General features: G+C 48.4%; 14 protein-coding genes and 6 tRNA genes. 19 read left to right on the forward strand and 1 reads right to left on the reverse strand.

Annotation, left to right across the window (positions count from 1 at the left end):
* Nucleotides 1–89: 89 nt before the first annotated feature.
* From DW677_RS05735 to DW677_RS05760, 6 genes are all read left to right on the forward strand, one after another.
* Nucleotides 90–162: transfer RNA gene (locus tag DW677_RS05735), tRNA-Val, on the forward strand.
* A gap of 16 nt (nt 163–178) precedes the next feature.
* Nucleotides 179–251 (forward strand) — tRNA-Thr (locus tag DW677_RS05740).
* A 28-nt stretch (nt 252–279) separates the two neighbouring features.
* Nucleotides 280–361: transfer RNA gene (locus DW677_RS05745), tRNA-Tyr, on the forward strand.
* Nucleotides 362–414: 53 nt separating this feature from the next.
* Nucleotides 415–488 (forward strand) — tRNA-Met (locus DW677_RS05750).
* 4 nt (nt 489–492) lie between these two features.
* Nucleotides 493–565 (forward strand) — tRNA-Phe (locus DW677_RS05755).
* A 20-nt stretch (nt 566–585) separates the two neighbouring features.
* Nucleotides 586–658 (forward strand) — tRNA-Lys (locus DW677_RS05760).
* Nucleotides 659–783: 125 nt separating this feature from the next.
* Here the strand turns inward: DW677_RS05760 and DW677_RS05765 are convergent.
* Nucleotides 784–1470: a TIGR00266 family protein gene (locus DW677_RS05765; RefSeq protein ID WP_015553911.1), complete on the reverse strand. Its 687-nt coding sequence runs from the start codon at nt 1468–1470 to the stop codon at nt 784–786.
* A 307-nt stretch (nt 1471–1777) separates the two neighbouring features.
* Between DW677_RS05765 and DW677_RS05770 the strand changes: the two genes are divergently transcribed.
* The 13 genes from DW677_RS05770 (at nt 1778) to DW677_RS05830 (ending at nt 14711) form a co-directional block, all read left to right on the forward strand.
* Complete coding sequence (locus DW677_RS05770; RefSeq protein WP_133304049.1) at nt 1778–3049, forward strand: hypothetical protein; 1272 nt, start codon at nt 1778–1780, stop codon at nt 3047–3049.
* Between the two features lie 222 nt (nt 3050–3271).
* A complete protein-coding gene (locus DW677_RS05775; protein ID WP_278286991.1) occupies nt 3272–4885 on the forward strand; it encodes an aminotransferase class I/II-fold pyridoxal phosphate-dependent enzyme in 1614 nt (537 codons plus the stop codon).
* A 94-nt stretch (nt 4886–4979) separates the two neighbouring features.
* Complete coding sequence (locus tag DW677_RS05780; RefSeq protein ID WP_117566654.1) at nt 4980–5561, forward strand: guanylate kinase; 582 nt, start codon at nt 4980–4982, stop codon at nt 5559–5561.
* 151 nt (nt 5562–5712) lie between these two features.
* Nucleotides 5713–6705: a DNA polymerase III subunit delta' gene (gene holB, locus DW677_RS05785; RefSeq protein ID WP_117470019.1), complete on the forward strand. Its 993-nt coding sequence runs from the start codon at nt 5713–5715 to the stop codon at nt 6703–6705.
* Nucleotides 6706–6715: 10 nt separating this feature from the next.
* On the forward strand, nt 6716–7627 hold the full coding sequence (locus DW677_RS05790; RefSeq protein WP_015553914.1) for a stage 0 sporulation family protein: 912 nt from the start codon (nt 6716–6718) through the stop codon (nt 7625–7627).
* Complete coding sequence (locus tag DW677_RS05795; protein ID WP_117552811.1) at nt 7617–8354, forward strand: tRNA1(Val) (adenine(37)-N6)-methyltransferase; 738 nt, start codon at nt 7617–7619, stop codon at nt 8352–8354. Before DW677_RS05790 ends, DW677_RS05795 begins: the two co-directional genes overlap by 11 nt.
* 196 nt (nt 8355–8550) lie before the next feature.
* Nucleotides 8551–9399, forward strand: coding sequence for a 16S rRNA (cytidine(1402)-2'-O)-methyltransferase (gene rsmI, locus DW677_RS05800; protein WP_117503744.1), 849 nt, complete (start codon nt 8551–8553; stop codon nt 9397–9399).
* Nucleotides 9400–9612: 213 nt separating this feature from the next.
* On the forward strand, nt 9613–9879 hold the full coding sequence (locus tag DW677_RS05805; RefSeq protein WP_117503745.1) for a hypothetical protein: 267 nt from the start codon (nt 9613–9615) through the stop codon (nt 9877–9879).
* Between the two features lie 175 nt (nt 9880–10054).
* On the forward strand, nt 10055–11182 hold the full coding sequence (pgsB, locus tag DW677_RS05810) for a poly-gamma-glutamate synthase PgsB (RefSeq protein ID WP_117566655.1): 1128 nt from the start codon (nt 10055–10057) through the stop codon (nt 11180–11182).
* Complete coding sequence (gene pgsC / locus DW677_RS05815; RefSeq protein ID WP_117472162.1) at nt 11175–11600, forward strand: poly-gamma-glutamate biosynthesis protein PgsC; 426 nt, start codon at nt 11175–11177, stop codon at nt 11598–11600. The genes pgsB and pgsC overlap by 8 nt, the downstream gene beginning before the upstream one ends.
* 16 nt (nt 11601–11616) lie before the next feature.
* The gene (pgsW, locus tag DW677_RS05820; protein WP_117566656.1) at nt 11617–12690 is read left to right on the forward strand and encodes a poly-gamma-glutamate system protein; all 1074 of its coding nucleotides are present in this window, start codon (nt 11617–11619) and stop codon (nt 12688–12690) included.
* Complete coding sequence (locus tag DW677_RS05825; protein ID WP_117566657.1) at nt 12680–14119, forward strand: HAMP domain-containing sensor histidine kinase; 1440 nt, start codon at nt 12680–12682, stop codon at nt 14117–14119. Before pgsW ends, DW677_RS05825 begins: the two co-directional genes overlap by 11 nt.
* Nucleotides 14088–14711 (forward strand): response regulator, encoded by a 624-nt coding sequence (locus DW677_RS05830; protein ID WP_015553922.1) that lies wholly within the window; start codon nt 14088–14090, stop codon nt 14709–14711. Before DW677_RS05825 ends, DW677_RS05830 begins: the two co-directional genes overlap by 32 nt.
* Nucleotides 14712–14861 lie beyond the last annotated feature (150 nt).

The raw sequence follows: 14861 nt of genomic DNA on the forward strand, positions 1-14861 counted from the left end.
TGTCACGGCGGAGGTCGTGGGTTCGAATCCCATCCGGGTCGCGCATACATTTAGGTTTCCAGTATGTATGTAAGTATTATTTAAAATTTGGGGTCTTAGCTCAGCTGGGAGAGCATCTGCCTTACAAGCAGAGGGTCATAGGTTCGAGCCCTATAGGCCCCATTTTTAGACAGTACATGCCGATGTGGCTCAATTGGCAGAGCAGCTGATTTGTAATCAGCAGGTTATCGGTTCGAGTCCGATCATCGGCTTTAGTTTTAAAAACTAAATAATTCTTATGGGCGGATTCCCGAGTGGCCAAAGGGGACAGACTGTAAATCTGCTGCAACTTGCTTCGGTGGTTCGAATCCACCTCCGCCCATTAAATAGGTATTGATTTTTCGATATTTATTTTGTATAATTAAAAAGCATCGTCGCGGGGTGGAGCAGTCTGGAAGCTCGTCGGGCTCATAACCCGAAGGTCGTAGGTTCAAATCCTGCCCCCGCAATTATGCCCAGATAGCTCAGTTGGTAGAGCAGAGGACTGAAAATCCTCGTGTCGCTGGTTCGATTCCAGCTTTGGGCATTACAACTTCATAGTTGTATGGGATATTAGCTCAGTCGGTAGAGCACTTGACTTTTAATCAAGTTGTCCGGGGTTCGAATCCCCGATGTCTCATTAAGTTGCGGAAGCCGAGAGGTTTCCGCTTTTTAGTATTCTAAAGTTTGCTAAAAAAGAGGTTGCTGCACATTCACACAGCAACCTCTTTTTAGGTTAAAGTATATGTTGTTGAAAGTCGAAGATCAGTTTGATTTTGTCGGAATGAACTGTGCAATGCGTCCGGCGAAATCAGCGATATTCTGAGTCTGAAGGATCACACGGCCAGGACCGGTAAGCTTTGTGAGGAAGAGACCTTCGCCGCCGAAAAAGATGTTTCCAAGGCCTTTGATCGTCTCAACTTCATATTTTACGGTTTTCTCGAACGCAACGATATTTCCTGTATCAACTTTGATCACTTCGCCCGGTGCAAGCTGTTTCTCGACAACATCGCCGTCGATTTCGAGAAAGGCCATTCCGGAACCGGAGATGGATTCAAGGATGAAGCCTTCGCCGCCAAACAGTCCGGAAGTAAATTTCTTTGTGAAGGTGACATCAAGATTTACAGAATCCTGTGCGCAGAGGAATGCACCTTTCTGGCAGATCATGCCGCCGTTTTCTGCCGCGTCGATCGGAAGAACCTGACCAGGTACAGTTGACGCAAATGCGATCGTGGCACCCGGAGCATCCGCACGGTAGGTAGCCATAAACATGGATTCACCGGCAAACATGCGGCCAAGACCTTTCATAAATCCGCCGCGTGTGTTTGTGGACATGGAAATCCCTTCAGACATCCAGGACATTCCGCCGGACTGTGTATACATGGTTTCGCCTGGAGCATCAAATTTGATCTCAACTGCAGGGATAGTTGTGCCAATAATTCTGTATTTCATAGGATCCTCTCTTTCTGGCGTATTGAACGATGAAAATACGCTTGTATTGCTGTATCCAAAAGATACACAAGGGTGAACAAATATATTATATCATACTCTGCCGATAGTTACAGAAGAAATACTGGAATGAAATTTACATGAAATTTACAGTGAAAAATCCTGTTTATGAAAATAACAAAATGATAACATGTTTACAGTTTCCTTAAATATGGGGGTGCTCGCTTGTGTGAAAAAATTATGGATGATAGAATATCGGTAACAAGTTCAGTGACAGGCGAGTTCAGTTTTGGAAAAAGAAGGTGGCAAGGTGAAAAAGATTTGGATGATGACGGCAGCTTTAGGACTAGGAATCTGGCTGACAGGGTGTTCGCCGGCTTTTGTTCCGGTAGAAGATCCGAGTGAGCCACAGACAGAGGAACGAAATAGTCCTGAAACGGAAAAAGAAGATCAGAGGGAAAATCTGGCCTTTCAGCCACTTTCGAAGGAAGAACGTCGGTGGATCGTAACAGAATTGGAATCCTTTGATGGAGATCATAAATTTTCGGATATGGATCCGGAAAAGGCAGCATCCTGCGGCGGAGAGATCCGGGATGCGTATGATTTTGTTGGACGGGAGACGGAAAATGGTTACGGGTATGTCCTGGGATTTCGAAAAGGCAAGGAGGATCCGCTGAAAGATCTCAGCATTTACAGCATTGATGATGTGATCGAGGCTGAAAAGTGGAACGAGGACGAAAGTATTTTTGAAAAAGTATATACTTTCGAAAATGTTTATGAAATGTATTACACGGAAGCAAAGGATGTTCTGTTTTTTGTTCCGAGCGGAATAGAAGAACCGGAAGAACTCAGAAAAGCGTTTACATATAGCCTCTGTGACGGTGACGAGGGGGTCCGGTATCTGGAGACTGTAAAGAAGCGCGGCGTGCGGATGTCACCACCGGAGGACGGCGGATATCTTACCGTCCGAAGATTTGAAGATGCAGAGGTACTGGAGGAATATATTCCTTTGACTGAGGATCAAGAGAAAGAGATCACCGGCTCGGATGAGATCATTGATCCGGTCATGTATGGAATAGATGGGATCACATATGCGGCAAGCCAGGAAATTTATGAGTCAGAAAACCCGGATCCGGATGAGATCACGGTTCCGGCATTAAAAATTGCAGAGGAAAAATGTGAATTTCAGACGGTCGGAACGGAAGACATGAAAGAAATTACAAGTGCGGAACTTGAGGTGGTCCCGATTTCCAAAGAGCCAGAGAAAAACACCGATTTGGCGCGCAAAGATTCTGCTGACTCGGAGGTCGTAGGGATTTCCGAGATGCTGCAGGATCCGGAATTGTTAAAAAGGCTGGAGGAGATCCTGGCGGGGGCATCTTTTGATGAAGCGAAAGAATGTCCGTATAACGGGATCCTGACGCTGACAAAGGCGGATGGGACACAGGTAGCGGTGAGACTGGCATCGGACGGATGCGATTCGATGGTTTATGGCAGCTATAGCTTTTATCAGGCAGCTGGGGGTGAAGTTGCGGAAATTTGGGATATGTTTCCGGAGGTAAAAGCGGAGATTGTAAAGTAAGCCGGCATTTGTAGCATTGACATTTCTTATGGAATACAGACAGATATTAGACTGGGTGAACAAAGAAGACTGGAGTGCATTATTGGATGTAGGACAGTCGCAGATTGAGAAACTTCTCTCGGAGCAAAAAGAAAAAAATATTTTATAACGAATGCGGATGCGAATTTGACGGACAACTCCCAGTTCATTTGCAGGCAGATGGGAAACAGGAGAATAAAAATTTTGAATTACAGAAAAGAAAAACAGCCGGGACTTTTAGAACGGCTGACAGAATATGCGGGATCGGATGCGTATCCATTTCATATGCCGGGACATAAAAGACGGGAGATTCCGGATGGGATCCCGGGGGGATTTCCGGACCCGTATGGGATCGATATCACGGAGATCGATGGGTTTGACAACCTGCATCATGCGGAAGGAATTTTGAAGGACGCCATGGATGAGGCGGCTGCGATCTACGGGGCGGACCGGTCCTGGTATCTTGTGAATGGGAGTACATGCGGGATTTTAAGTGCAGTTTTTGCGACTACGGAAAACGGCGGAAAGATCCTGACAGCGAGAAACTGTCATAAGGCGGTGTACCATGCGATCTACCTGAACCGGCTGGAGGCGGAGTATCTGTATCCGGAGGAGATCACGGAATTCGGGATCAATGGAGGAATCCGTGCGGAGGACGTGAGAAAAGCGCTTGAAAAGGATGCGATGCGCTGTGCGGGAAATTCGGGGGATGTGAGAGGAAAAAACACGAAAATCCAGGCAGTGCTCATCACATCCCCAACCTATGAAGGCGTGGTGTCGGATATCCGGGCGATCGCGGATGCGGCTCATGAATACGGGATCCCATTGATCGTCGATGAGGCGCATGGGGCACATCTGGAGTATGCAGATCAGTGTCACAGCTTTCCGAAATCGGCGTTGGAATACGGGGCTGATATCGTGATCCAGAGCCTTCATAAGACGTTGCCATGCTTTACACAGACGGCAATCCTGCATGTGAAGGGAAAGTTTGTGGATCAGGACAGAGTTTCGAGGTATTTGTCCATGTTTCAGACGTCCAGCCCGTCATACCTTTTTATGGCTGGGATGGAGCGGTGCATCCGGTATATGGATGGGGACGGAAGAAATGGGATGGTCCGGTATGAGGAAAGACTGGAGCACTTTATGGAGCGGATGGAAGGACTTCAGGTACTTGAGGTTCTGGACCGGGAAATCTGTGGGAAATATCGGACTGTGGCCGGATGGGATCCGTCGAAGATCGTGGTTTCCACGATGCGCGCAGAGGATTTTCACGGGGAAGAGCTGGCGGAGACACTGCGGAGAAAATACCATCTTGAGATGGAGATGACAGCGCCGGAGTATGTGATCGCGATGACGTCGCTGATGGACACGGAAGAAGGATTTGAGCGGCTTGGAACGGCGCTGCTGGAGATTGACGGGGCATTGAGACACTGCGTGGAGCCTGAACAGCAAAAAGAAAAAGGTGAGTCAAAGGAAAAAGAAAGATGTGAGACTCCAGAAGTCACGGAATCCAAAGTTTTGCACCCGGTCAGGAGAATGCTCATCTGCGAGGCAATGGATGCTGATACGGAGCGCACAGCGTTTCAGGATACGGTCGGAAAGGTATCTGCGGAGTTTGTGTATCTGTATCCGCCGGGAATCCCGATCATCGCGCCGGGAGAGGTCTTCACGGATGCGATCGTGGAGAAGATCATGGCGTACAAGGCAGCAGGACTTCTTGTCCAGGGACCGGCTGATCCGGATGCGGACGTGATCTTAACATTATCGAGCGAGGATGGAAACAACGGTTGCACGGGACCTCTGATTTTGATACAATGAAAAGATAGAACCTGAAAAGTGGTTGTAAAAGTTCGATCGAAAAGTCTTATCTGACAGGGATAAAAATTATAATACAGAAGGCTGAGAGAAACAAATGGGCAGGATATATTATCTTCTTGGAAAGAGCGCGACAGGAAAAGATACACTGTATAAGGAAATCCTGAAACGGAGACCAAAGCTGCGGACGGTGACGATGTATACAACAAGACCGATCCGGGAAGGCGAGACGGACGGAGTGGAATATTTCTTTACCGACCGCGAGGAGCTGGAGCGGCAGCTGGCTTCCGGAAAGGTGATCGAGTCGAGAACTTATCAGACGATCGCTGGTCCGTGGACTTACTATACGGTGGATGACGGGCAGTTTGATGTTGCCGACGACGAGTCCTGTCTTATGATCGGGACACTGGAATCTTACGAGAAGATGTGTACCTATTTTGAAGCGGGAAAGATGGTCCCGGTCTATATCGAGGTCCCGGACGGGATCCGGCTTCTCAGGGCCGTCAAACGCGAGGAAAACCAGAAAAAGCCGAATTATCGGGAAGTCTGCCGGAGATACCTTGCAGACGAAAAAGATTTTTCAGAGGAAAATCTGGAACGCCTGGGAATTACAAAGAGATATCAGAACACGGATATGGAAATGTGCGTGGAAGAAATCCTAAGGGATTTGGATAAATAACTTTTTATAGGCGTTATTTTGTGGTAAGATAAAATGGAAACACCGGTAGCGGGAACAGTTAAATGTTCTGTTCGAACCGGGAAGCTCCGGCGTAAAAAGCACTGCCGGAACCAACAGGATGAGGAGGGATGCGGCTATGTCAGAAGAAAAGATCATGGGATTTGAAGAGATCCTCGGGAATGAGATGGTGAAAGATCACTTTAAAAAGGCGATCCAGAACCATAAGATCTCACATGCTTATATCCTGACGGGAGAAGCCGGCATGGGAAGAAAATCGATCGCGAATGCGTTTGCGATGACACTCCTGTGCGAGAAAGGCGGAAGTGAGCCGTGTATGATGTGCCATTCCTGCAAGCAGGTGATGAGCGGAAATCATCCGGATCTCATCTATGTGACGCATGAAAAGCCGGGAAGTATCGGCGTGGATGATGTGCGGGAACAGATCAATGATACGATCATGATCCGTCCGTACAGCAGTTATTATAAGATCTATATCGTGGATGAGGCGGAAAAAATGACGGTCCAGGCGCAGAATGCCCTGTTAAAAACGATCGAAGAGCCGCCGTCCTACGCGGTCATCATTCTGATCACGACGAACCAGGAGGCGTTTCTTCCGACGATCCTCTCCAGATGTGTCCAGATGAAGTTAAAGCCGCTTAAGGATTTCACGATCAAGAGTTACCTGACCCAGAATCTCCATATCGCGGAGAAGGATGCGGATATCTGCGCTGCATTTGCGAGGGGAAATCTCGGAAAGGCGATCCATCTGGCTTCGTCGGATGAATTCAAGGAACTTTTCCAGAAGGTCATGGTTCTCGTGAAAAACGTGGGAACTATGGATATTTCGATGCTTCTGGATTGTATCCGGGAGATGAAAGAGCAGAACTTTGATATCGGCGAGGTGCTGGACTTAATGCAACTCTGGTACCGGGATGTGCTCATGTTCAAGGTCACGAAGGACATGAACCTGCTGATTTTCAAGGATGAATATAAAATGATCAACGAGACGGGTGAGAAAGTCGATTATGCCGGGCTGGAAGCAATTCTGGCGGCGATCGACACGGCAAGAACACGTTTAAATGCGAACGTAAATATGGAATTAGCGATGGAATTACTTCTGCTGACCATGAAGCATCCGTCATAAGGAGCGAAGAATGACGAAAGTAATTGGAATCCGCTTCCGAAAAGCGGGAAAAGTGTATTATTTCAGTCCTGGTGAGAATGAGATCAAGACCGGCGACCATGTGATCGTCGAGACAGCCAGAGGCGTGGAATATGGATATGTGGTGCTTGGAACCCACGAGGTGGATGACAAGAAGGTGATCCAGCCGTTAAAGTGCGTGATCCGTATGGCGACACCGGCGGATGAGGAGACGGAGCGCCGCAACAAGGAGAAAGAAAAAGAGGCCTTCAAGGTATGCGTTGAGAAGATCAAGAAGCACAATCTCAGTATGAAGCTCATTGACACGGAGTATACCTTCGATAATAATAAGGTGCTGTTCTATTTTACGGCAGACGGAAGAATCGATTTCCGTGAGCTGGTAAAGGATCTGGCGTCCGTGTTTAAGACGAGGATCGAGCTTCGCCAGATCGGTGTCCGCGATGAGACAAAGATCGTGGGCGGAATCGGTATCTGCGGAAGACCGCTTTGCTGTGCGTCCTATCTTTCTGAGTTTATTCCGGTATCCATCAAAATGGCGAAGGAACAGAATCTTTCCCTGAACCCGACGAAGATCTCCGGTGTCTGCGGAAGACTGATGTGCTGCTTAAAGTACGAGGAAGATACTTATGAGGAATTAAACGGAAGACTTCCGAATATCGGCGACTATGTGACAACAGACGACGGTTTAAAGGGCGAGGTCCACAGTGTGAGCATTCTGCGCCAGCTTGTGAAGGTCATTGTGACTGTGAACAACGATGAGAAGGAGATCCGTGAATATAAAGTGGATCAGTTAAAATTCCGCCCGAAAAAGAGACGGGAAAAGCAGTCCACGAACGATGCGGAACTTAAGCAGTTAGAGGCTCTTGAGAAAAAAGAAGGGAAATCAAAACTCGATGACGATTGAGTTAAAGGAAAATGAGCGTCTGGATGATCTTCAGAGAAATGGACTGCAGATCATCCAGAAGACAGATGGGTTCTGCTTTGGTATGGACGCGGTTCTGCTTTCTGGTTTTGCTGCTGTAAAGCCCGGGGAGCGGGTACTGGATCTTGGAACCGGGACGGGGATCATTCCGCTTCTTCTTTCCGCAAAGACGGAGGGAGAACATTTTTCGGCACTTGAGATCCAGGATGAGATTGCCAGGATGGCGGAGCGGAGCGTAAAATTAAACCATCTGGAAAATAAAATTGAGATCGTACATGGAGATATCAAGGAAGCCAGCCGGATTTTCGGAGCGGCTTCCTTTGATGTCGTTACGACAAATCCACCGTATATGAATGACTCCCACGGGCTTAAGAATCCGACGGAAGTGAAGGCGATCTCGAGACATGAGGTCCTCTGCACGCTGGAGGATGTTGTGCGGGAAGGCGCGAAGGTCCTGAAACCGGGCGGAAGGATGTATATGGTCCACCGGCCGCACCGTCTGATCGAGATCTTCGGGACGATGAAGCAGTATAAGCTGGAGCCGAAGCGGATGAAAATGGTACATCCGTTCAAGGATAAGGACGCGAACATGGTCCTCATCGAGGCGGTCCGCGGCGGCGGAGCCTGGATGAAGGTCGAGGCGCCGGTGATCGTTTATAAGGAGCCGGGCGTGTATACGGATGAGATCTATTCGATTTACGGGTATTAAATTGTTGAGAGGGTTCTTTAGGCGGATGAGACGGAAAAATGACAGGAATTTTCTAAACGAAAAGCTCCGGATAATGTAGGAATAGTCGCGGATCTTGCAAGCCGGAATGGAACCATCCGTAAACTCGCGTTACGGAAATGTTGAGATAAAAAGCTGTCGGTGAAAAAGCAGCATCGGGCAGCAGGAGGAATTGGTCATGCAGGGAAAATTATATTTATGTGCAACGCCTATCGGGAACTTGGATGATATCACGCTGCGGGTGCTAAATACGTTGAAAGAGGTGGATCTGATCGCTGCGGAGGATACGCGGCACAGCATCAAGCTTTTAAACCATTTTGACATCAAGACACCGATGACCAGTTACCATGAGTTTAATAAGGTGGAAAAGGCGAGAGTTCTCGTTGAGAAGATGAAGGAAGGCACGAATATCGCACTGATCACGGATGCCGGGACACCGGGGATCTCGGATCCGGGCGAGGAGCTTGTAAAGCAGTGCTATGAGGCGGGAATCGAGCTGACTTCTCTTCCGGGACCGGCAGCGTGCATCACGGCGCTCACGATCTCCGGGATGGCAACAAGACGGTTTGCGTTTGAGGCGTTTCTGCCGTCCGATAAGAAGGAAAAGCAGAGAATTCTGGAAGAATTAAAGTCAGAGACCCGGACGATCATCCTCTATGAGGCGCCGCACCGTCTGGTACGGACCTTGGAAGAGCTTCTTGAGGCGTTAGGGGACCGGAGGATCACGATCTGCCGGGAACTCACAAAGAAGTACGAGACGGCATTCCGGACCACGTTTCAGGGGGCGTTAGATCATTTTGAGACGGAGGAACCGCGGGGCGAATGTGTCATCGTGATCGAGGGAAAGAGCCCGGAGGAGATCAAAAAAGAGAAGGAACAGACATGGGAAGCCATGTCGCTCACGGAACACATGGACGTCTACCTGTCACAGGGAATCGAGAAGAAAGAAGCGATGAAGCTTGTGGCAAAGGACCGCGGAATCGGGAAACGGGATGTGTACCAGATGTTGTTGGAAGAGCAGGAATAGGGATTTCGAGAAGAAGATGTGTCGCTGGTTATTGAGTGTGATGACGGGTGGTACGTCTTCTTTTTTACGAAAAAAATATAGACAAATAACGAAAAAATAACAAATATCTTAATAATGAAGCGAGAAAATAAATAGTGATTGAAAAAATGGGGGGGAATGATATAATTCAAGTAGATGAAACGGAAACAATCAGCATAGCGGGGGGCGATTTATATGAAGAAAAAAATGTGGTTAACATTATGTAACTTAGGCGTTTCAGTAGTATTTTTATTATCGTTATATAGCTATACAAAGGGTATGAGAATGTTTTCGCTGGGATTAGCAATGGCACTTCTTATAGAAATAGGTATCAGAGGGCTTATTGAGCAGAAATTTGCGCAGGAGGGCGCTGAGGTAAATGGAAATAAGATTTATCATGTATCTGAAATATTAAGATATGCCTGCGCTATTATTTTGGCAATAGCAGTGTGGCGCAGTTAGTTTAAATGACAGTGATTAAAATAATAGTTTTAATATAAAATGCTTCTTTTTCCCAAAGCAATAATGCAGTTGGGAAGAAGAAGCATTTTCTCATATTTATCTGTGGAGTTTTGTGTCGTTTCGGAGTATGATTTAAGAAAATGGTTCTTCTGAACGATAAAATCTGAGGTGTTTTATGCTTAAGATAACGATTCTTCTCTTAGGGCTTTTCTGGTGCCTGAGACTTTGGATAGAGGGGCGGGATGCGGCGAAAAGCCGCGCGACCCTGCGTCACGTGGTGCATGTAAACGGCACACGAGGGAAATCTACGGTTTGTCGGCTGATCGAGGCCGGCTTGCGGGCAGGCGGTTTGCGGGTATTCTGCAAAACTACAGGTACGGATCCGATGACGATAGATGTTTCCGGCAATGAAGAGCCTCTGCACCGCAGAGGCAAAGCCAATATTAAAGAACAGGTCGGCATTCTGTGCCGTGCTGCCGCCCAGAATGCGGAAGTTCTGGTGATCGAGTGCATGGCATTGCAGCCCGAATATCAAAGATGTGCGCAGCATCGCATTTTGCAGGCCGATGTGGGCGTGATTACGAACGTGCGGCACGATCATGCCGATGTGATGGGGGATAGTCTTCCGGAAATTGCGGATACGTTGAGCAACACGATTCCCAAGGGAGGCGTTTTATTTACGGCCGATGAGACCATGGCAGCCCGTCTCAGGAGCCATGCGGAGGTGCTGGGCAGCCGCTTCGTTCTGGCACGTCCCACTGGGGATGAGCCGGATTTTGATTTTGCCGAAAATATTTCCCTGGCGCTAGCTGTATGTGAAGATCTGGGCGTTTCGCGGGAAACAGCTCTTGCGGGCATGGCACATTATAAGCGCGACCCTTATGCGCTGGCACTATATAAGATGGGGCAGGGGATTTTTGTGAATGCCGTTTCGGTAAATGATTCTGATTCCACCTGCATCGTATGGGAAGATCTGCAGAAAAAACTTGGAGAGAAGGCCGGAAAGCTTATTTTGATCGTATGCAACCGGGCTGATCGGGGAAGCCGCACCCGGGATATGCTGACTGTATGTGAGAGACTGGCTCCGGCCGAGGTCTGGCTGGCAGGTTCGCATAAAGACTATATGACTACCAAACTGCACCGGTTCTTGCCTGATTGCGCCGTGCGCAGTTTTTCACAGGCTGACGATATGCCTCTAAACGATACAGAACCAGGTACAGTGCTGTTTGCAGTCGGCAATTTGTATGGAGCGGGGCGCAAACTGATCGCCCGTGTCCGCGAGGAGGGAGAGCCTTATGTATAATCAAATCATTCTGTTAGGTGTAGTGGTGAGTATGATCTTTACCGAGATTACCGGGCTTTCGGCTGGACTTATCGTACCCGGTTATCTGGTTCTGGCGTTACATAGCCCCGGTCGTATTGTTACTACGCTGATTATGGCATCCGTGAGTGTGCTTTTATGCCGTCTGGCATCGCAATGGCTGATTTTATTTGGTCGACGCCGGTTTGCCTTTCTGATCCTGCTGACCTTTGTGCTGAATTGTGTACTTTCCGCATGGAGACTGCTTCCCTTCAGTGTGATTGGCATTTTAATGCCAGGTATTCTGGCGCGGGAAATCGATAGACAGGGATTCTTCGATGCCTTTCTGGCAATTGCCGCCACTACGCTTTTTACGGCGCTGATCTTACTGCTTATCGGGCAAAAGCTGCCCGGCGTGTGAAAGGAGGCGTTTTCGCATGAAAAGTTTGCAAAAACGCCGAAGCACGGCACTTATCCTGGCTGTGGCCTGGCTGGCCGTCTGCCTTGTCCTTACATTGGCGATGGGACAGACGAAAGCCACGGAAGACTATGAGATCAAACTTTTGGCTGCCCAGAAGCTGCAGGGCTGGATGGATGATATCCGGGATTATAAGCTGGAAGCAGGACTTTCCCTCACTCCTTATGATACGCACAAGACCGGAATGATCGGCGATGAATATACGCCAATTACCACCAGCCTTGGCTCGGAGGAGGCGAAGCGGACCACAGCAAACCCGGACATGGACGCACTGCTGGTGCAGATGCTCACCGAGGCCGGGGTAAAGTCCGGCGATACCATCGGCGCGGGCTTTTCGGGTTCCTTTCCAACGTTGAATCTGGCTGTGTTGGCCGCCGGTGAGGCGATGAATGTGAAGGTGATCTATATCGCTTCCATGGGAGCGAGCACTTTTGGTGCAAACCAGCCGCAGTTTACCTTCCCGGACATGGTCTGCCGCCTTTATCTTGACGGCAGGCTCCAGACACCTCCGGCTCTGATCACACCGGGCGGTGATTATGACTGCGGAGGTGAAATGTTTGAGGAGGAAAAAGAGGAGGCACTTGCCCGCATTGCGTCCTATGGCGTGGCAGATATCATGCAGGAGCGCGATTTCGCGGCAAACCTGAAGGCGCGTGAGGACCTGTATGAGACGTTAGGTCCCATAAGCTGTTTTGTCGGTGTGGGCGGAAACATTACGACCATCGGCCTGGAAGAGGACAAGATGAAGGCCGGTGTGATGGTTCCCTATACGGTTACCAGTGTGCGCAGTGATGACGGACTCTTGCAATATTATAATGCACATGGTCTGCCGGTTCTGCATCTTTTAAACATCAAGCAGCTGGCTGCCCAGTACGGTCTGCCGTTTGATCCAGAGATGATCGTCCCGCCAGGACAGAGTGCCCTGTATTACCACACGGTATATCCACATCTTCCGGCTCTGGTCGGGGTCCTTGGGGCTGTGTGCATATTAGTTTTTGCCTTTAAAAGGAGATCCATGAGTGATGACAGGTAATATCAAACTGGCGGGTTTCGAGATCCGCAAAATAGACCGCAAAGAAATGATGATCGGTCTGGCGTTGATCGCGCTGAGTTTTTTAATGCCGGTTTTATTTACGGTACAGAACTTTCAGGTGCGGGAGTATATGCATCTTGCGTTGGAAAAGCAGGAGAAGACCGATCTGATGGTGGCTGCTTTACGCCTGGTGATGTTAAATGCCCTGCGCGCTGCTCCGCATTATATCGGAGCATATTATATTGCCGAGTCGGTGGAACTCTACCGGAGAGGGAAAAAAAGTTGGATACCCAATGCATGCATGATTTTACTGATCCTGCCGCTTGTATATGAGGGCATTGGTCTGGTGCACGGTATTCGTTACGACTTTGGTTTGCCGGCTCTGCTTCTGGGTTCATCCGTGGTGCTGTTTCGGCGTCTGGATTATCAATATATATCATTAACCAAAAAGAACCTGATGCTGCTGATTTTTACTATAGCTTTTCAGTTCCTGGACATCATGCCGCTGATGAGCGGTCTGCCCGTGGGACGCGGTGAGATGAGTTCTGATATCAAGCTATTTGCTGATGTGCTGGAGGCCAATTCTCTCTTAAATGCCATCGGTGCGGTGGGAATTTTAGTTGTGACCCTGTTTGCAACGATTATTCTCCTGCAGCTGCGGGATGAAAATAATCTTCTGCGTCTGTCGGAGGAAAAAGAAAAAATGCAGACCGTGCAGAGTCGTGCAGCACTGCTGGAAATGAAAAACCGTACCTACCGGGAAATGAAGTATCTGGTGCACGATTTAAAATCGCCTCTGACCAGTACTCAGACTTTGGTGGGAATTTTAAAAATGCAATGCGAGGTTGACGGAAGAAACAGGGAAATCGAATATCTGAGCCGCATTGAAAGCCAGATGGATCGGATGAGCAGCATGATCTCGGAAATCTTATATGAAAACAGATGCAGTCCCAGCGACACCAAGCACATTTTAGATATGGCACTTGCGCAGATATCGGTAGAGGATTACGCATCTAACGTGCATATTGACAATGAGGTACCGGAGCTTCAGGTAAGCGTAAACAGTATTTTGTTTACGCGCGTGTTAGTAAATCTGATCCACAATGCCGCACTGGCGGTTGAGAAGGAGCGGGAGCTTGCCATCTGGATCCATGTACGGGCCCGCCGGGTGGATGACCTGCCGTTTATCACTTTTTCTGTTTCAGATAACGGCTGCGGTATGACCGAGCAGCAGCAAGCCACCATGTGGGAGCAGGGAATTTCCGGCTTTGGCTCCAGCGGTCTGGGACTTGCCTTTGTGAAACAGACCGTGGAAGCCATGGACGGCTCGGTGATATCGGAAAGCCAGCCGGGCAAGGGCACACGGTTCATCATATTTTTACCGGAGGTAGTAAACCATGGAACGAAAGATTACGATACTTTCCATTGACGATGAAGAAAATATTCGCTTTGCCTTAGGCGAGCTGTTTCATTTTCAGGGCTGGGAGGCCTGCAGTGCCCCAAATGTAAAAAAAGGCCTGGAGCAGTTTCGTTTACACAAACCTGATATTGTATTAATCGATTATCACATGCCCGGCATTAACGGCGTGGAAGGAGTGCAGATGTTGCGTGCACTTTCACATACTGTGCCAATTATCGTGTTTACAATTGATGAAAGTCAGGAGGTGGCTGACCAGTTTCTTCAGGCGGGTGCCAGTGATTTTGCCTTGAAGCCCATCAAGGCTCCAGATATTATCAGCCGCATCAAGCTGCATTTACGCCTTTTAGAACGAGAGCATCAAAAACAGGCACCTTTGGACAAAGGCTTAAGTGAGGCCACAATGCAGCTGGTGCTGGATTCGTTAAAAGAAGGTGGGGATTACATGACAGTAAATGAGGTGGCTCGCAGCAGCGGTCTTGCATATCAGACGGTATACCGTTACCTGCAGTATCTGATTCAGAATAAGAAAGTGGAAATGGTGAGCATTTACGGCAAAGTCGGCCGCCCGCGCCAGTTATTCCGCTGGGTTGAAAATATGTAAGCGATCTACAATAAAACGAAAAAAGTTTTACCTTGAGAAAACGAGGTAAAACTTTTTTCGTTTAATATGAAACCCAATTTAATTGATCAAAGGACATTATTACATTTTTGAGAAAAATATGAGAAAAAATAGACTTGAATAGAGTGATTT

This window comes from Clostridium sp. AM25-23AC (genome assembly GCF_003435125.1).
Classification (GTDB): Bacteria; Bacillota; Clostridia; order Lachnospirales; family Lachnospiraceae; genus Pilosibacter; species Pilosibacter fragilis.